Below are 17,459 nucleotides of genomic sequence, written 5' to 3' on the forward strand. Positions count from 1 at the left end.
AGTGGCGGCTTTCTCGTACCGTTACGATTTTCCTCATTTTTCTTTTCTTCCCTTGATCTGATACGGGTGACATCTGTCCATACGACGCTCATTATTAAAGCAGTAGCACTAATGGGGGTAATCTGGAATGGAACAGTTGCGGGCCGAACTCAGTCATTTGTTGGGTGAAAAACTTAGCCGTATAGAGTGCGTGAATGAGAAAGCGGATTCCGCATTGTGGTCATTATATGACAGCCAGGGAATTCCGATGCCGCTGATGGCGCGAAGTTTTACCACTCCCGGCGTTGCGCAGCAACTGGCATGGAAAACCTCAATGCTGGCGCGTAGCGGTACGGTGAGGATGCCGGTAATCTATGGCGTATTGACGCATGAAGAGCATCCTGGTCCGGATGTGCTGCTGCTGGAACGACTGCGCGGTGTGCCGGTCGAGGCGCCGGCGCGCACTCCGGAACGCTGGGAACAGCTAAAAGATCAGATTGTCGAAGGGCTGTTAGCCTGGCATCGGCAGGATAGCCGCGGTTGCGTGGGCGCCGTAGACCATACTCAGGAGAATATCTGGCCTTCCTGGTATCGTCAGCGGGTGGAGGTGCTGTGGACGACGCTAAATCAGTTCAGCAATACCGGCCTGACGATGCAGGACAAACGCATTCTGTTTCGTACCAGAGAATGTCTTCCTTCGTTATTTGAAGGGTTTAACGACAACTGCGTACTGGTGCATGGCAACTTCTGCCTGCGCAGTATGCTTAAAGACGCCCGTAGCGATCAGCTTCTGGCGATGGTCGGCCCCGGGCTGATGCTGTGGGCGCCGAGAGAGTTCGAACTGTTTCGCCTGATGGATAATCCATTGGCGGAGGGATTGCTTTGGCATTATCTGCAACGCGCGCCAGTGGCGGAGTCCTTCATCTGGCGGCGTTGGCTCTATGTGCTGTGGGACGAGGTTGCACAGTTGGTCAATACCGGACGTTTTAACCGTACCAACTTTGATCTGGCGGCGAAATCATTACTCCCCTGGCTTGCCTGATATGCCTTTCAGCCATTGCCAAAGTCGTCCTAATGTTTCATACCCAGCGCGATCGCTGTGCATTAGCCAGACCGGGGACGGAATTGCCCGCTCCCAGGGATTGAGCGGCGAATCGATCGCCAACTGATTCGCCGGCGCGGGAAGCGGATTCAGCCCGGCATGCTGAAAGAAAATCATCGCACGCGGCAAATGCGAGGCGGAGGTTACCAACAGGAAAGGGGCGTCGCCGATGGCCTGCTTAACGGCGGCGGCTTCTTCTTCCGTATCTTTTGGCTTATCCAGCGTAATAATATCGCTACGCGGTACGCCCAGTGACTGCGCCACCCGCGCACCGACTTCCGCCGTGCTTACCGTATTGGTTTTTGCTACGCCGCCGGTAAAAATCAGCTTTGCTCCCGGATTCGCGCGCCACAGCCGGATGCCTTCCGCCAGCCGCGGTAAACTGTTGTTAATTAAATTAGAGCTCGGCGCCCACTGCGGGTTCCAGGTATAACCGCCGCCGAGAACCACAATATATTCCACCTTTTGCGAACCCTGCCAGGTAGGGTAGCGGTTTTCTATCGGACGCAGCAGATGGTCAGAAACGGGTTGCAGGCTTAATAGCAATAGCGCCAGCCAACCTACGCTGATAAATACTTTTCCGGTCTTCTGAAAGCGGCTAAACCAGAGCAGCGCCAGGCCGACGCCAATCATCAGCAACATCAGCGGAAGCGGCAATAACATACCACCAATCACTTTCTTTAGCGTAAAAAGCATCCTTTTTGGTTCCTTTTTTAACCATATAGCGGAGGATTAACGGTGATATTACACCAGACAGGTTCATTCTCGCCGCGGCTGTGACAAAATAGCGGTTTTATCAGATAACGCCTGAGCCAGCCTGTGGAGAGTCCGATGCAGGATCGCAATTTTGATGACATTGCTGAAAAGTTTTCCCGTAACATTTACGGCACGACCAAAGGACAACTGCGGCAAGCCATTCTGTGGCAAGACCTGGATCGCGTGCTGGAGGAGATTGGCGGGCGAAAACTGCGGGTACTGGATGCCGGCGGCGGCGAAGGGCAAACGGCGATTAAGATGGCGGAACGCGGCCATCAGGTGACGTTATGCGATCTGTCTGGCGAAATGATCGCCCGCGCGCGGCAGGCGGCCGAGGCAAAAGGTGTGAGCAAAGACATGCATTTTATACAATGCCCGGCTCAGGACGTCGCTTCGCATTTGGAAAGCCCGGTTGATCTGATATTGTTTCATGCTGTGCTGGAGTGGGTAGCCGATCCTGTCGGCGTATTAGAAACGCTCTGGTCAGTATTGCGCCCTGGCGGCGCGCTGTCGTTGATGTTCTATAACGCTAACGGTTTGCTGATGCACAATATGGTGGCGGGTAATTTTGACTACGTGCAGGCGGGGATGCCTAAACGCAAGAAGCGCACGCTGTCGCCTGACTACCCGCGCGACCCCGCGCAGGTGTACCAGTGGCTGGAGGCGATTGGCTGGCAGATTACCGGTAAAACCGGCGTGCGTGTGTTTCATGATTATCTGCGTGAAAAACACCAGCAGCGTGACTGTTATGAGACCCTGGTCGAACTGGAAACGCGTTATTGCCGCCAGGAGCCGTATATTAGCCTTGGGCGCTACATTCATGTCACCGCGATTAAAAGCCCGGCGCTAGCCGCAGATGCAAGGATAACCTATGAGTGAATTTTCCCAGACAGTCCCCGAACTGGTTGCCTGGGCCAGAAAAAACGACTTTTCCATCTCGCTGCCGGTAGACAGACTTTCCTTTCTGCTGGCGGTCGCCACGTTGAACGGCGAACGCCTTGACGGCGAGATGAGTGAAGGCGAGCTGGTGGATGCATTCCGCCATGTGAGTGATGCGTTTGAGCAAACCAGCGAAACCATCGGCGTGCGCGCTAATAACGCGATTAACGATATGGTGCGTCAACGTCTGCTGAACCGCTTTACCAGCGAGCAGGCGGAAGGCAATGCGATTTACCGATTAACCCCGCTCGGGATTGGCATCACCGATTACTACATTCGTCAACGTGAATTCTCTACGCTGCGTCTTTCTATGCAGTTGTCGATTGTGGCCGGCGAATTGAAGCGCGCGGCGGATGCGGCAGCGGAGGGTGGCGATGAGTTCCACTGGCATCGCAACGTTTACGCGCCATTGAAATATTCGGTGGCGGAGATTTTCGACAGTATCGATCTGACCCAGCGCATCATGGATGAACAGCAGCAGCAGGTGAAAGACGATATCGCACAACTGCTGAATAAAGACTGGCGGGCGGCGATTTCCAGCTGTGAACTGCTGCTTTCCGAAACGTCCGGTACGCTGCGCGAGTTGCAGGATACGCTGGAGGCGGCGGGCGATAAGCTGCAGGCTAACCTGCTGCGCATTCAGGATGCCACGATGACGCACGACGATCTGCATTTTGTCGACAGGCTGGTGTTTGACTTACAAAGTAAACTCGACCGCATTATCAGTTGGGGTCAGCAGTCTATTGATTTATGGATCGGTTACGATCGTCACGTGCATAAATTTATCCGTACCGCGATCGATATGGATAAAAACCGTGTCTTCGCCCAGCGGTTGCGCCAGTCCGTGCAGACTTATTTTGACGATCCGTGGGCGCTAACCTACGCGAATGCCGATCGTCTGCTGGATATGCGCGATGAAGAGATGGCGTTGCGTGACGATGAAGTCACCGGGGAGTTGCCGCCGGATCTGGAATATGAAGAGTTTAACGAGATCCGTGAGCAGTTAGCGGCCATCATTGAAGAACAGCTGGCTATCTACAAAACCAGACAAACGCCACTGGATCTTGGGCTAGTGGTGCGCGAGTATCTGGCGCAATACCCGCGCGCGCGTCATTTCGACGTGGCGCGTATTGTTATCGATCAAGCGGTACGTCTTGGCGTAGCGCAAGCAGATTTCACCGGACTGCCAGCCAAATGGCAGCCGATTAATGATTACGGAGCCAAGGTACAGGCGCATGTCATTGACAAATATTGAACAAGTGATGCCGGTTAAGCTGGCGCAGGCGCTGGCGAATCCGTTATTTCCGGCGCTGGATAGCGCATTACGTTCGGGCCGCCACATCGGGCTGGACGAACTGGATAATCATGCCTTTCTGATGGATTTTCAGGAATACCTGGAAGAGTTTTACGCGCGTTATAATGTGGAGCTGATTCGCGCGCCGGAGGGGTTCTTCTACCTGCGTCCGCGTTCTACCACGCTTATTCCGCGCTCGGTGTTATCCGAACTGGATATGATGGTCGGTAAAATTCTCTGCTACCTCTATCTTAGCCCGGAGCGTCTGGCCAACGAAGGGATCTTTACTCAGCAGGAGTTGTACGACGAGCTGCTTACCCTTGCGGACGAAGCCAAACTGCTAAAGCTGGTGAATAACCGCTCGACGGGATCTGACGTTGATCGTCAGAAACTGCAGGAAAAGGTGCGTTCTTCTTTGAACCGCCTGCGTCGTTTGGGCATGGTATGGTTTATGGGCCACGACAGCAGCAAATTCCGCATTACCGAATCGGTCTTCCGCTTTGGTGCGGATGTCCGCACCGGCGACGATCCTCGCGAGGCGCAGCGTCGTCTCATCCGCGACGGGGAAGCGATGCCCATTGAAAACCATCTGCAACTTAATGATGAGACCGAAGAGAATCAGCCGGACAGTGGAGAGGAAGAATAATGATTGAACGCGGTAAATTTCGCTCGCTAACGCTGATTAACTGGAACGGTTTTTTTGCCCGTACTTTTGACCTGGATGAACTGGTCACGACGTTATCCGGGGGCAACGGCGCCGGGAAATCCACGACGATGGCGGCGTTCGTCACGGCGCTGATCCCGGATCTTACATTACTGCACTTTCGTAACACCACGGAAGCCGGCGCCACCAGCGGTTCGCGCGATAAAGGTCTGCACGGTAAGCTGAAGGCGGGCGTCTGTTACTCCATGCTCGACACCATTAATTCCCGCCATCAGCGGGTGGTGGTCGGCGTGCGTCTGCAGCAGGTCGCTGGGCGCGATCGCAAAGTGGACATCAAACCGTTCGCTATCCAGGGGCTGCCGATGTCGGTACAGCCGACACAACTGGTGACGGAGACATTAAACGAACGTCAGGCGCGCGTACTGTCGCTTGCTGAGCTGAAAGACAAGCTTGACGAGATGGAAGGCGTGCAGTTTAAGCAGTTTAACTCCATCACCGATTATCATTCGCTGATGTTTGACTTAGGGATTATCGCCCGTCGTCTGCGCTCCGCTTCCGATCGCAGTAAATTCTATCGTTTGATAGAGGCCTCGCTGTACGGCGGGATCTCCAGCGCCATTACCCGATCGCTACGCGATTATTTATTGCCGGAAAACAGCGGCGTGCGCAAGGCGTTCCAGGATATGGAAGCGGCGCTGCGCGAGAACCGACTCACGCTGGAAGCGATTCGTGTTACCCAATCCGATCGCGATCTGTTTAAGCATTTGATCAGCGAAGCCACCGATTATGTGGCGGCGGATTATATGCGCCACGCTAATGAGCGTCGGGTTCACCTTGATCAGGCGTTGGCGTTTCGACGCGAACTGTACACATCGCGCAAACAACTGGCGGCAGAGCAGTATAAGCACGTCGATATGGCCCGTGAGTTGGGCGAACATAACGGCGCCGAAGGTTCTCTGGAAGCGGATTACCAGGCGGCGAGCGATCACCTGAATCTGGTGCAAACTGCGCTGCGCCAGCAGGAAAAAATTGAACGCTACGAAGCGGATCTTGAAGAGCTGCAGATTCGACTCGAAGAGCAAAATGAAGTGGTGGCGGAAGCCGCCGAAATGCAGGACGAAAATGAAGCGCGTGCCGAAGCCGCCGAGCTGGAAGTCGATGAACTCAAAAGCCAGCTTGCGGATTACCAGCAGGCGCTGGATGTACAGCAAACGCGCGCGATTCAGTATAACCAGGCGATATCAGCGCTTGCCCGCGCTAAAGAACTTTGCCATCTGCCGGATCTAACGCCGGAAAGCGCCGCCGAATGGCTGGATACTTTCCAGGCAAAAGAGCAGGAAGCTACGGAAAAACTGCTGTCGTTGGAACAAAAAATGAGCGTGGCGCAAACCGCGCACAGTCAGTTTGAGCAGGCTTACCAGCTGGTGGCGGCGATCAACGGCCCGCTGGCGCGTAGCGAAGCCTGGGACGTGGCGCGCGAGCTGTTACGGGACGGCGTGAACCAGCGTCATCTGGCGGAACAGGTACAGCCGCTGCGGATGCGCCTGAGCGAACTGGAACAGCGACTGCGCGAGCAGCAAGAGGCGGAACGTCTGCTGGCGGAGTTCTGTAAGCGACAGGGCAAAAATTTTGATATTGACGAACTGGAAGCGCTGCATCAGGAGCTGGAAGCCCGCATCGCGTCCTTGTCTGATAGCGTGTCGTCAGCCAGCGAACAGCGTATGGCCTTGCGTCAGGAGCAGGAGCAGCTTCAGTCGCGTATTCAACATCTGATGCGGCGTGCGCCCGTCTGGCTGGCGGCGCAAAACAGCCTTAACCAGCTTAGCGAACAGTGCGGCGAGGAGTTTACGTCCAGCCAGGAAGTGACCGAATACCTGCAACAGCTACTGGAACGTGAGCGCGAAGCCATTGTCGAACGCGACGAAGTGGGCGCGCGTAAAAATGCGGTTGATGAAGAGATCGAACGTTTAAGCCAGCCGGGCGGCGCGGAAGACCAGCGTTTGAATGCGCTGGCGGAGCGTTTTGGCGGGGTACTGCTGTCGGAAATCTACGATGATGTCAGCCTTGAAGATGCGCCGTACTTTTCCGCACTGTATGGCCCGTCGCGCCATGCGATCGTCGTACCGGATTTATCGCAAATAGCCGAACAGCTTGAAGGTCTGACCGACTGCCCGGAAGATCTGTACCTGATCGAAGGCGATCCGCAGTCTTTTGATGACAGCGTATTCAGCGTTGACGAGCTGGAAAAGGCGGTGGTCGTGAAAATTGCCGACCGTCAGTGGCGTTATTCGCGTTTCCCGTCGCTGCCTATTTTTGGCCGTGCGGCGCGCGAGAACCGTATTGAAAGTCTCCATGCGGAACGGGAAGTGCTTTCCGAGCGCTTTGCCACGCTCTCGTTTGACGTGCAGAAAACCCAGCGTTTGCACCAGGCGTTCAGCCGTTTCATCGGCAGCCACCTTTCCGTCGCTTTTGAGGACGATCCGGAAGCGGAAATTCGCCGACTGAACGGGCGTCGCGTCGAACTGGAGCGCGCGCTGGCGACGCATGAAAGCGACAACCAGCAACAGCGCCTTCAGTTTGAGCAGGCGAAAGAGGGCGTTTCCGCGCTTAACCGTTTGCTGCCGCGGCTGAATTTATTGGCCGATGAAACGCTGGCCGATCGGGTCGATGAAATTCAGGAACGGTTGGATGAGGCGCAGGAAGCGGCGCGATTTGTGCAGCAATATGGCAACCAGTTAGCCAAACTGGAGCCGGTGGTTTCCGTTCTGCAAAGCGATCCGGAACAGTTTGAGCAGTTAAAAGAAGACTATGCCTGGTCGCAGCAAATGCAGCGCGACGCGCGCCAGCAGGCTTTTGCGCTGGCTGAAGTCGTCGAACGTCGGGCGCATTTCAGCTATTCCGACTCGGCGGAAATGCTGAGCGGCAACAGCGATCTCAACGAAAAGCTGCGCCAGCGGCTGGAGCAGGCGGAAGCCGAGCGTACCCGCGCCCGCGAAGCGCTGCGCAGCCATGCCGCGCAGTTAAGTCAGTACAGCCAGGTCCTGGCCTCGCTAAAAAGCTCTTACGACACGAAAAAAGAGCTGCTTAACGATTTGCAGCGCGAATTACAGGATATTGGCGTTCGCGCCGACAGCGGGGCGGAAGAACGCGCCCGCCAGCGTCGCGATGAACTGCACGCCCAGTTGAGCAATAACCGTTCGCGTCGCAATCAGCTTGAGAAAGCGCTCACCTTCTGCGAAGCGGAGATGGATAACCTGACCCGTAAGCTGCGCAAGCTGGAGCGCGATTATCATGAAATGCGCGAGCAGGTTGTGACCGCGAAAGCCGGCTGGTGCGCAGTCATGCGGATGGTGAAAGACAATGGCGTGGAACGCCGTCTGCACCGTCGTGAGCTGGCTTATCTGTCGGCGGATGAACTGCGCTCCATGTCGGATAAGGCGTTGGGCGCGCTGCGCCTGGCCGTCGCGGATAACGAACATCTGCGCGACGTATTGCGTCTGTCGGAAGATCCGAAACGCCCGGAACGTAAAATCCAGTTCTTTGTGGCCGTTTACCAGCATCTGCGCGAACGTATTCGTCAGGATATTATTCGTACCGACGATCCGGTTGAAGCCATTGAACAAATGGAGATTGAACTGAGCCGTCTGACGGAAGAGCTGACATCGCGTGAGCAAAAGCTGGCGATCAGTTCCCGCAGCGTGGCAAACATTATCCGCAAGACTATCCAGCGTGAGCAGAACCGTATCCGTATGCTGAACCAGGGTTTGCAAAGCGTCTCGTTTGGCCAGGTGAATAGCGTGCGGTTAAACGTCAACGTGCGTGAAACGCATGCCACCTTGCTGGATGTGCTTTCAGAACAGCAGGAGCAGCACCAGGATCTGTTTAACAGCAATCGTCTGACCTTCTCTGAAGCGTTGGCGAAACTGTACCAGCGCCTGAATCCGCAGATCGATATGGGGCAACGCACGCCGCAGACCATCGGCGAGGAGCTGCTGGACTACCGTAACTATCTGGAAATGGAAGTTGAAGTTAACCGTGGGTCCGACGGCTGGCTGCGTGCGGAATCCGGCGCGCTATCAACGGGTGAAGCTATCGGGACCGGGATGTCAATTCTGGTGATGGTAGTGCAAAGCTGGGAAGACGAAGCGCGCAGGCTGCGCGGGAAAGATATTTCGCCATGTCGCCTGCTGTTCCTCGATGAGGCGGCGCGTCTGGATGCGCGCTCTATCGCCACGCTGTTTGAACTATGCGAACGTTTGCAGATGCAGCTCATCATCGCCGCGCCGGAAAACATCAGTCCGGAGAAGGGCACGACCTATAAACTGGTGCGTAAAGTGTTTCAGAATACTGAGCATGTTCATGTTGTCGGGCTGCGTGGCTTTGCGCCGCAGCTTCCGGAAACGCTTCCCGGTACGCGGACGGAAGATACGCCTTCAGAAGCGAGTTAAATACGGCCGAAATAATGAAGTGCCCGATAGCGCCTCGCTTATCAGGCAAGGCCGGATAAGTCGGTTACGCCGCCATCCGGCACAACAAGTTCTGTTTTATCATTAGCCTGGGGCGGCAAAAGCCGCCTTTTTCTTTATCTGAAAAATCTCTCCGGGTAGTGCATTTTCTTTAAACTTCTTTACATTAGGTTAGGCAAAAACGTAACGAACTTTATATACTGGAGTTAAGCCTGACGAGTGAGCAGGCTGACTCGTCATACTAAACAAAAGCATTGGTTGCGGTTGACCCGCTCTGCGGGCAGCACAGTCATGCGGAGTATGATAACGAAAACAGGGGGCAAGGGATGTTGCTTAATAAGATGTGTGGTCGTTGTCTGTCGGCAATCAGTTTATGCCTGGCCGTAACATTCGCTCCACTGTTCAATGCGCAGGCCGATGAGCCTGAAATGATACCTGGCGATAGCGCCGTTGCCGCGACGGATCAGGCTGGGCCGCAGAAGCAATCCGCCGCGACGGCGATTATGGCCGGGATTCAGCCGCTGCCGGAGGGCGTTTCAGCCGAGAAAGTCCGGGCTGATTTACAGTCGCAGCTTCCTTCCGGCTATACGCCGGTCTATATGAGCCAGCTAACATTGCTGTATGCCGCGCGCGACATGAAGCCCATGTGGGATAATCGCGATGCGGTGAAAGCCTTCCAGCAACAGTTGGCGGAGGTGGCGATTGCCGGATTCCAGCCGCAGTTTACCGCCTGGGTGGCATTGTTGACCGATCCCGCCGTAAACGGTATGGCGCGCGATGTTGTGTTGTCAGACGCCATGATGGGCTATCTCCATTTCATTGCGAATATCCCCGTCAAAGGCCAGCGCTGGTTATATAGCAACAAACCTTACGCATTGGCGACGCCGCCAGTCTCGGTGATTAACCAGTGGCAAATCGCGCTGGAAGAGGGGCAGTTGCCGATGTATATCGCCAGCCTGGCGCCGCAGCATCCACAGTATGCGCCCATGCATGACGCGCTACTGAAGCTGGTGGCGGACTCTCGCCCGTGGCCGCAGTTGACCAATACCGCGACGCTGCGCCCGGGGCAATGGAGTAACGATGTGCCTGCGCTGCGCGAAATATTACAGCGTACGGGGACGCTGGATGGCGGTCCAAAGATAGCCTTACCCGGCGATAACACTGCTGATAGCGCCGTCGTCAGCCCCTCCGCCGCGGTAGTCGAAACATCGGTGGCGCAGCCGGTCGACGAACAAACGGCCCGCCGTAGTAAGTCGGCTCCGGCGGCACGCGCCTACGATCGTGAACTGGTCGAGGCGGTAAAGCGTTTTCAGGCATGGCAAGGGCTGGGGGCGGATGGCGTTATTGGCCCGGCGACGCGTAACTGGCTTAATATGACCCCCGCGCAACGCGCAGGCGTACTGGCACTGAATATCCAACGTTTACGCCTGCTGCCGGCGGAACTCTCTACCGGTATTATGGTAAACATTCCCGCTTATTCGCTGGTCTACTATCAGAATGGCAACCAGGTGCTGGCTTCGAGGGTGATCGTCGGGCGTCCCGATCGTAAAACGCCGATGATGAGCAGCGCGCTGAATAATGTGGTGGTGAACCCGCCGTGGAACGTTCCGCCCACGCTTGCGCGTAAAGACATTTTACCGAAGGTGTGGAATGACCCAGGCTATCTGGAGCGCCATGGCTACACCGTGATGCGCGGCTGGAACAGCAAAGAAGCGATCGATCCGTGGCAGGTTGACTGGGCCACCATTACGCCATCGAATCTTCCGTTCCGTTTCCAGCAGGCGCCAGGCGCGCACAATTCGCTGGGGCGTTATAAATTTAATATGCCGAGTTCAGATGCTATCTATCTGCACGATACGCCCAACCATAATCTCTTTCAGCGTGACGCCAGGGCGTTAAGTTCCGGCTGCGTGCGGGTCAATAAGGCCTCTGAACTGGCGAATATGCTCTTGCAGGATGCTGGCTGGAACGATGCGCGGATCTCAGGCGCCCTGAAGCAAGGCGACACGCGGTATGTCAATATCCGGCAGAACATTCCAGTAAATCTTTACTATCTGACCGCGTTTGTCGGCGCAGATGGACGTATGCAATATCGTACAGATATTTACAATTACGATCTCACAGCGCGATCCAGCGCACAAATTGTGCCAAAGGTTGAACAATTAATCAGGTAAATGAAGAAGTTCTGGTAAATATGTTGTCCTAATGTTTGGCTTCAACGGGGCGTTTCGCTGTAGACCCCCGTTGTGGCTGGGGGAGGGCCATCTTGACGCGGGCTTTATCGGCAGTTAAGGTGCCTTTCGTGCGCCAGAAGTGCATATACAACAACCTTTAAGTCGACCGGGCCGTTCAGAAGTCTGTGCCAGCCGGTATCATGTCTGCTTAAAGGTAGAAGTGTATTAACGATAACATTGACCTGTAGACCTGATTATCATGGACAAATTTGACGCTAATCGCCGCAAGCTGCTGGCGCTTGGTGGTGTCGCTCTCGGCGCCGCTATCCTGCCCGCGCCAGCGTTTGCCACACTCTCGACCCCACGCCCGCGCATTTTGACGTTAAACAATCTCCATACCGGAGAGTCAATCAAGGCGGAGTTTTTCGATGGAAGAGCCTATATTCAGGATGAATTAGCAAAGTTAAACCATTTTTTCCGTGACTATCGCGCGAATAAAGTCCGATCAATCGATCCCCGCCTGTTTGACCAACTTTACCGACTTCAGGGGCTGTTAGGGACGCGTAAACCTGTGCAGCTCATCTCGGGCTACCGTTCTCTTGATACCAATAATGAATTACGCGCCCGTAGCAGCGGCGTAGCGAAAAAAAGCTACCATACAAAAGGGCAGGCGATGGATTTTCATATTGAGGGCGTGGCGCTGAGCAATATTCGCAAAGCGGCGTTATCTATGCGCGCAGGTGGTGTAGGATATTACCCACGTAGTAACTTTGTGCATATTGATACCGGGCCGGCGCGGCACTGGTAATCAGCGAGGCTTAATCAAAGGAGCAGTATGAACTATCGTATTATTCCGGTCACCGCGTTCTCCCAGAACTGTTCATTAATCTGGTGCGAACAAACCCGGCTGGCGGCACTGGTCGATCCGGGCGGCGACGCGGAAAAAATTAAACAGGAAGTGGACGCCAGCGGCGTGACGTTGATGCAAATTTTACTCACGCATGGGCATCTCGATCATGTCGGCGCGGCGAGTGAACTGGCGCAGCATTACGGCGTTCCTGTTATCGGTCCGGAAAAAGAAGATGAGTTCTGGCTGCAAGGACTGCCGGCGCAAAGCCGCATGTTTGGTCTGGATGAGTGTCAGCCGCTGACGCCTGATCGCTGGTTGAACGACGGCGATCGCGTCAGCGTGGGGAATGTGACGTTACAGGTGTTACATTGTCCGGGACACACGCCGGGACACGTGGTTTTCTTTGATGAACAGTCGCAACTGCTGATCTCCGGCGATGTGATTTTCAAAGGTGGCGTCGGGCGCAGCGATTTTCCTCGCGGCGATCACACCCAGTTGATTGACGCTATTAAGCGTAAATTATTGCCGCTTGGCGATGATGTGACCTTTATTCCTGGCCACGGCCCGCTCTCTACGCTCGGGTACGAGCGTCTGCATAATCCCTTCCTGCAAGATGAGATGCCGGTCTGGTAAGCAGAATGAAAAAGCCTGCAATGTGCAGGCTTTTTTATCGGTCACGCCAGTCGGCAGCTTTTTACAGTACCGCGACAATGGCTTCGCACAGCGGCGCCATATTATCCGGGGTCATGCCCGCCACGTTCACGCGACCAGAAGCCACGGCATAAACGCCGAACTCTTCACGCAGACGCAGCACCTGATCTTTGGTCAGACCGCTGAATGAGAACATCCCGTTCTGCTTGATAATAAAGCTGAAGTCACGGTTCGCGCCTTTTTCCTGCAAGGTATTCACGAACAGTTGACGCATACGCTGAATACGCTGGCGCATATCCGTCAGTTCCTGTTCCCAGATAGCGCGCAGGGCGTCATTACTCAGGATAGTCGCGACGATGGACGCGCCGTGCGCTGGTGGGTTGGAGTAGTTAGCGCGAATGGCGGATTTCATCTGGCTAAAAGCGCGATCCACGGTTTCCGCATCGGCGGCAACGAGGGTGCAGGCGCCGACGCGCTCATTATATAAGCCGAAGTTTTTGGAGTAGGAGCTGGCGACAATGAGCTCTTTATGCAGCGCGGCAAAGGCGCGCAGACCTTCCGCATCTTCTTCCAGGCCGCGGGCAAAGCCCTGGTAGGCGAAATCGAATAGCGGCAGCCACCCTTTTTCAACGGAAAGCTCAGCCAGAACCTGCCACTGTTCCAGAGTAGGGTCAATGCCGGTTGGGTTATGACAGCAACCGTGGAACAGAACCACATCGCCGGCCTGTGCTTCGCTCAGGCTGGCTTGTAGCGCTTCAAAATCCAGCGTGTGATTTTCCGCATCGTAGTAAGCGTACTCCCGAACTTCCAGGCCGGCAGCGTTAAACACGCTTTTGTGGTTCGGCCAGCTGGGGTTGCTCACCCACACCCGTTTTACCGGAGTATTTTTTGCCAAAAAGTCGGCGGCAATGCGTAACGCGCCGGTACCGCCCGGCGTTTGCGCCGTGCGTGCGCGCTTATCGTTAATCAGCGCGCTGCCTTTGCCGAACAGCAGTTCCTGAGTGCAGCGAGCAAATTCCGGAATCCCGTCAATGCCGAGATAGTTTTTCGTCGTTTCATTTTCCAGTAAATACTGCTCGGCTTTTTTAACGCTGGTGAGCACCGGTGTTTTGCCGGTTTCATCTTTATATACGCCAATGCCAAGGTTAATTTTCCCTGGACGGTCATCGGCGCGAAACAGATCGGCCAGGCCCAAAATCGGGTCGGCAGGAGCGGCGGTTATGTTCTCAAACATGACGAGGTTCCATTATAGTTACAGAAGGGAAATCCGCTATCAGGTTAACGGCAGATTTACAAAATGCCAACCGTTAGCGCTAAAAAGCCCGCCTGTTTTTGAAAGACGCACATTTTCTCTAAGAGAGATAAAAAAACAGGACCGAAGTCCTGTTTTTGAGGCATAAAACAAAGGGGTCTGCTGATCAGAACTGGTAAGTAATACCGACAGCCGCCTGATCGTCGGTGCCAACGTAGCTGGAGCTGTAGTCGTTTTCGTCCAGCAGGTTGAAACGGTAGTCAACCCATACGTTCATGTTTTTGTTGAAGTAGTAAGTCGCGCCCGCCTGAATATATTTCGCCAGATCGGCCGAGCCGTCGGCGCCGTTCAACTGCTTACCTTTACTCTGCACATACGAGATTGCCGGACGCAGGCCGAAGTCAAACTGGTACTGAGCGACCACTTCCAGGTTCTGCGTTTTGTTTGCCATTTCCACGGTATCGGTAACCGTATTTTCAACAATGCTCATATTGCGGGTTTCAGCATATACGGCAGCCAGGTAGACGTTGTTTGCATCATATTTCGCGCCAACGGCCCACGATTCTGCGCGATCGCCATTACCATCGCGATCCTGCTGATCGTTAGTACGCTTGCTGTTGCTGTACGCTGCGGTGACGCCAAAGCCGTCGAACTCATATGCCATGGTGTAACCTACGCCATCGCCATTCTGAGAGTTAATGCTGTGGTTGTCCTGATTTTTACCCTGATACTGGATACCGAAAGAGAGACCGTCCACCAGACCAAAGAAGTCAGAGTTACGGTAGGTCAACAAACCGCCAGCACGGCTGGTCATGTAGTTATCGGTATAGGCGCCGCCCCAGGTTTCGCCGGAGAAGTAGGGGGCCATATCGGTATAGGATTCAACATCGTAAACGATACCGTAGTTACGACCATAATCGATTGAACCCACTTCCGCGTATTTCAAACCCGCGAAAGCCAGACGGACCAGATTCGAGTTCTGCTGTTCGCCTTCAGCGCGGTCTGCTTTAGTACGGTATTCCCACTGACCGAAACCGGTCAGATCGGTGTTAATCTGCGTTTCCCCTTTAAAACCAATCTGGGCATAAGTCTGGTCGGCATTTTTGCTATCGCCGGTCGTTGTCCATACGTGACGACCCACGGCTTTACCGTACAGATCCAGCTTATTACCATCTTTATTATAAATTTCTGCTGCGTTTGCGGTTGCAGCAGCCAGCAGGGCAGGGATCACCGCTGCCAGGATTTTGCGCTTCATCATTATTTATTACCCTCATTGGTTTTTTTATATGACACCTGCCACTGCCGTCAATAAATTCCGTCAATAAAACTTTACAGAAATATTGATGAGAGTTTGGTGTCTTTATGTGTCTGACAGGCATCTTTCCATTCAAACTAACGTTTCGCTACCGTGAAAGTGCTACAAATATAAAGATTTAGTTTCAAAAGGAAAAAATATGTAAACAAATGTTATTTTCGCGGAACTTTGTGAACAACGTCAAACTTCCCCTGAGTTCTCGCTTTGGTTTGATCATTTTTATTTTATCACTATGATTTTATTGCATTTATTGGTTTGGGGTACCGTTGTGTCTGAAAAAGCAGCAGACGAGCTATTTCATAAAATAGCCATTTAGAAGTCTTGATGTCTGAAATTGTGGTGAAAAATTGTGCTATTAGAACAGAAAAATCTAATCCGCAATAAAATTAAGGATTAATTTTTATGTGTAAATATTTTCGTGAAATATACAGTAACAAGATGTGGTAATTCAGAGGGTTGTAATTAAATTTATTTACTTATTGATAATAAAGCTGACATTCAGGCGAAAAAAAAGGCCAGCATAGCTGGCCTTGAGTGTGACGTAAAAATCAGAAGCTGGCGTTGCGTGGGGTCCGTGGGAACGGAATAACATCGCGCACGTTTTGCACACCAGTGACGTAAGCGATAAGGCGTTCAAAGCCCAGGCCAAAGCCGGAATGCGGTACAGTACCGTAGCGACGCAAGTCGCGATACCACCAGTAATCCTCTTTATTCAGCCCCATTTCGGCCATACGGGCATCCAGCACATCCAGACGCTCTTCACGCTGGGAACCACCGATGATTTCGCCGATTCCCGGCGCCAGCACATCCATGGCCGCCACGGTTTTGCCATCTTCGTTAAGGCGCATGTAAAATGCTTTAATTTCCTTCGGATAGTTTTTCACCACTACCGGCGCTTTGAAATGCTCTTCCGCCAGATAACGTTCGTGTTCGGAAGAGAGGTCGACGCCCCAGAACACCGGGTTTTCAAATGTCTTACCACAGCGTTCCAGAATGGCGACCGCATCGGTGTAATCCACCTGAGCGAAGTCGGTAGAGACAAAACGCTCCAGACGAGCGATAGCGTCTTTATCTACGCGTTCGGCAAAGAACTTCATGTCATCCGCACGCTCTTCCAGAACCGCCTTGAAGACATATTTCAGCATGGCTTCCGCCAGACGGGCGTTGTCTTCCAGATCGGCGAACGCCACTTCCGGCTCCAGCATCCAGAACTCCGCCAGGTGGCGGCTGGTGTTGGAATTTTCCGCGCGGAAGGTCGGCCCAAAAGTATAGATTTTGGACAGCGCACAGGCATACGTTTCACCGTTGAGCTGGCCGGAGACGGTCAGGAATGATTCTTTGCCAAAAAAGTCTTTGTCAAAATCTACTCTGCCCTGGTCATTACGCGGCAGGTTTTCCAGATCCAACGTTGAGACGCGGAACATTTCGCCAGCACCTTCGGTATCGGAAGCGGTAATCAGCGGGGTAGAGACCCAAAAGAAACCCTGCTCATCGAAGAAGCGATGCAGCGCCTGCGCCAGCGTATGGCGGACGCGCGCTACCGCGCCAATCAGGTTGGTGCGCGGGCGCAGATGCGCGACTTCACGCAGATACTCAATGCTATGGCGTTTTGCCGCCATCGGGTAGGTATCCGGATCTTCCACCCAGCCTGCGACCTCTACTCTCGTGGCCTGGATTTCGAAACTTTGCCCCTGTCCCGGCGACGCGACAACCTTACCTGTTACTACCACGGAGCAGCCTGTCGTCAGGTGTAATACTTCTTCATTATAATTGGGCAGAGAATTATTAATGACAGCCTGTACAGGATCAAAGCAGGAGCCGTCATAAACGGCGAGGAAGGAGATGCCAGCTTTTGAATCTCGGCGGGTACGCACCCATCCGCGCACGGTGACTTCTTGGTCAACGGCTACGCGGCCCTGGAGTACGTCGGCTACAGGCACAACGCTCATAATATTCTCTCTAGTTAATAGTCGGAAAAAATAAACACTTGTCCACCCGAAATGGGGGTATTCCTATG

The 17,459-nt window shown here is 53.9% G+C and carries 12 protein-coding genes; 8 read left to right on the forward strand and 4 right to left on the reverse strand.

From position 1 onward, the window contains the following. Positions 1-127: 127 nt before the first annotated feature. Entirely contained in the window at positions 128-1,021 is an 894-nt protein-coding gene (locus ACLJZ5_RS11985) for a YcbJ family phosphotransferase (protein WP_000436888.1), read from the forward strand. On the opposite strand, the gene elyC is transcribed toward ACLJZ5_RS11985, so the two are convergent. Beyond that, positions 1,001-1,777 carry an envelope biogenesis factor ElyC gene (elyC, locus tag ACLJZ5_RS11990; protein ID WP_024797288.1) on the reverse strand — a complete coding sequence of 259 codons (777 nt, stop codon included), beginning with the start codon at positions 1,775-1,777 and terminating at the stop codon, positions 1,001-1,003. The genes ACLJZ5_RS11985 and elyC overlap by 21 nt on opposite strands. Before the next feature lie 135 nt (positions 1,778-1,912). On the opposite strand from elyC, the gene cmoM reads away from it, so the two are divergent. The 7 genes from cmoM to ACLJZ5_RS12025 all read left to right on the forward strand — a co-directional run bounded on the left by cmoM (position 1,913) and on the right by ACLJZ5_RS12025 (position 12,857). Next, complete coding sequence (gene cmoM, locus ACLJZ5_RS11995; RefSeq protein ID WP_001154025.1) at positions 1,913-2,716, forward strand: tRNA uridine 5-oxyacetic acid(34) methyltransferase CmoM; 804 nt, start codon at positions 1,913-1,915, stop codon at positions 2,714-2,716. Then, positions 2,709-4,031 carry a chromosome partition protein MukF gene (gene mukF / locus ACLJZ5_RS12000; protein WP_001288828.1) on the forward strand — a complete coding sequence of 441 codons (1,323 nt, stop codon included), beginning with the start codon at positions 2,709-2,711 and terminating at the stop codon, positions 4,029-4,031. Before cmoM ends, mukF begins: the two co-directional genes overlap by 8 nt. Beyond that, positions 4,012-4,716 (forward strand): chromosome partition protein MukE, encoded by a 705-nt coding sequence (gene mukE / locus ACLJZ5_RS12005; protein ID WP_000060026.1) that lies wholly within the window; start codon positions 4,012-4,014, stop codon positions 4,714-4,716. The genes mukF and mukE overlap by 20 nt, the downstream gene beginning before the upstream one ends. Continuing rightward, positions 4,716-9,182: a chromosome partition protein MukB gene (mukB, locus tag ACLJZ5_RS12010; protein ID WP_024797287.1), complete on the forward strand. Its 4,467-nt coding sequence runs from the start codon at positions 4,716-4,718 to the stop codon at positions 9,180-9,182. The genes mukE and mukB overlap by 1 nt, the downstream gene beginning before the upstream one ends. Positions 9,183-9,526: 344 nt before the next feature. After that, positions 9,527-11,374 (forward strand): L,D-transpeptidase, encoded by a 1,848-nt coding sequence (gene ldtD, locus ACLJZ5_RS12015; RefSeq protein ID WP_024797286.1) that lies wholly within the window; start codon positions 9,527-9,529, stop codon positions 11,372-11,374. 259 nt (positions 11,375-11,633) lie between these two features. Continuing rightward, positions 11,634-12,182: a YcbK family protein gene (locus ACLJZ5_RS12020; RefSeq protein WP_000357052.1), complete on the forward strand. Its 549-nt coding sequence runs from the start codon at positions 11,634-11,636 to the stop codon at positions 12,180-12,182. Between the two features lie 27 nt (positions 12,183-12,209). After that, the gene (locus ACLJZ5_RS12025; RefSeq protein WP_001109471.1) at positions 12,210-12,857 is read left to right on the forward strand and encodes an MBL fold metallo-hydrolase; all 648 of its coding nucleotides are present in this window, start codon (positions 12,210-12,212) and stop codon (positions 12,855-12,857) included. Between the two features lie 61 nt (positions 12,858-12,918). On the opposite strand, the gene aspC is transcribed toward ACLJZ5_RS12025, so the two are convergent. The 3 genes from aspC to asnS all read right to left on the reverse strand — a co-directional run bounded on the left by aspC (position 12,919) and on the right by asnS (position 17,391). After that, positions 12,919-14,109 carry an aspartate transaminase gene (aspC, locus tag ACLJZ5_RS12030; RefSeq protein WP_000462653.1) on the reverse strand — a complete coding sequence of 397 codons (1,191 nt, stop codon included), beginning with the start codon at positions 14,107-14,109 and terminating at the stop codon, positions 12,919-12,921. A gap of 184 nt (positions 14,110-14,293) precedes the next feature. Next, positions 14,294-15,385: a porin OmpF gene (gene ompF / locus ACLJZ5_RS12035; protein WP_000977709.1), complete on the reverse strand. Its 1,092-nt coding sequence runs from the start codon at positions 15,383-15,385 to the stop codon at positions 14,294-14,296. A gap of 605 nt (positions 15,386-15,990) precedes the next feature. After that, positions 15,991-17,391, reverse strand: coding sequence for an asparagine--tRNA ligase (gene asnS / locus ACLJZ5_RS12040; RefSeq protein WP_023201779.1), 1,401 nt, complete (start codon positions 17,389-17,391; stop codon positions 15,991-15,993). Positions 17,392-17,459: the final 68 nt, after the last annotated feature.

The organism is Salmonella sp. 5800, from assembly GCF_046558195.1.
GTDB lineage: Bacteria > Pseudomonadota > Gammaproteobacteria > Enterobacterales > Enterobacteriaceae > Salmonella > Salmonella enterica.

Bases quoted from the DNA above. Each gene is read 5' to 3' on its own strand.
- elyC (WP_024797288.1), bottom strand. From the start codon at position 1,777: ATGCTTTTTACGCTAAAGAAAGTGATTGGTGGTATGTTATTGCCGCTT.
- ACLJZ5_RS12020 (WP_000357052.1), top strand. From the start codon at position 11,634: ATGGACAAATTTGACGCTAATCGCCGCAAGCTGCTGGCGCTTGGTGGT.
- ldtD (WP_024797286.1), top strand. From the start codon at position 9,527: ATGTTGCTTAATAAGATGTGTGGTCGTTGTCTGTCGGCAATCAGTTTA.
- mukF (WP_001288828.1), top strand. From the start codon at position 2,709: ATGAGTGAATTTTCCCAGACAGTCCCCGAACTGGTTGCCTGGGCCAGA.
- aspC (WP_000462653.1), bottom strand. From the start codon at position 14,109: ATGTTTGAGAACATAACCGCCGCTCCTGCCGACCCGATTTTGGGCCTG.
- ompF (WP_000977709.1), bottom strand. From the start codon at position 15,385: ATGATGAAGCGCAAAATCCTGGCAGCGGTGATCCCTGCCCTGCTGGCT.
- asnS (WP_023201779.1), bottom strand. From the start codon at position 17,391: ATGAGCGTTGTGCCTGTAGCCGACGTACTCCAGGGCCGCGTAGCCGTT.
- cmoM (WP_001154025.1), top strand. From the start codon at position 1,913: ATGCAGGATCGCAATTTTGATGACATTGCTGAAAAGTTTTCCCGTAAC.
- ACLJZ5_RS12025 (WP_001109471.1), top strand. From the start codon at position 12,210: ATGAACTATCGTATTATTCCGGTCACCGCGTTCTCCCAGAACTGTTCA.
- mukE (WP_000060026.1), top strand. From the start codon at position 4,012: ATGTCATTGACAAATATTGAACAAGTGATGCCGGTTAAGCTGGCGCAG.
- ACLJZ5_RS11985 (WP_000436888.1), top strand. From the start codon at position 128: ATGGAACAGTTGCGGGCCGAACTCAGTCATTTGTTGGGTGAAAAACTT.
- mukB (WP_024797287.1), top strand. From the start codon at position 4,716: ATGATTGAACGCGGTAAATTTCGCTCGCTAACGCTGATTAACTGGAAC.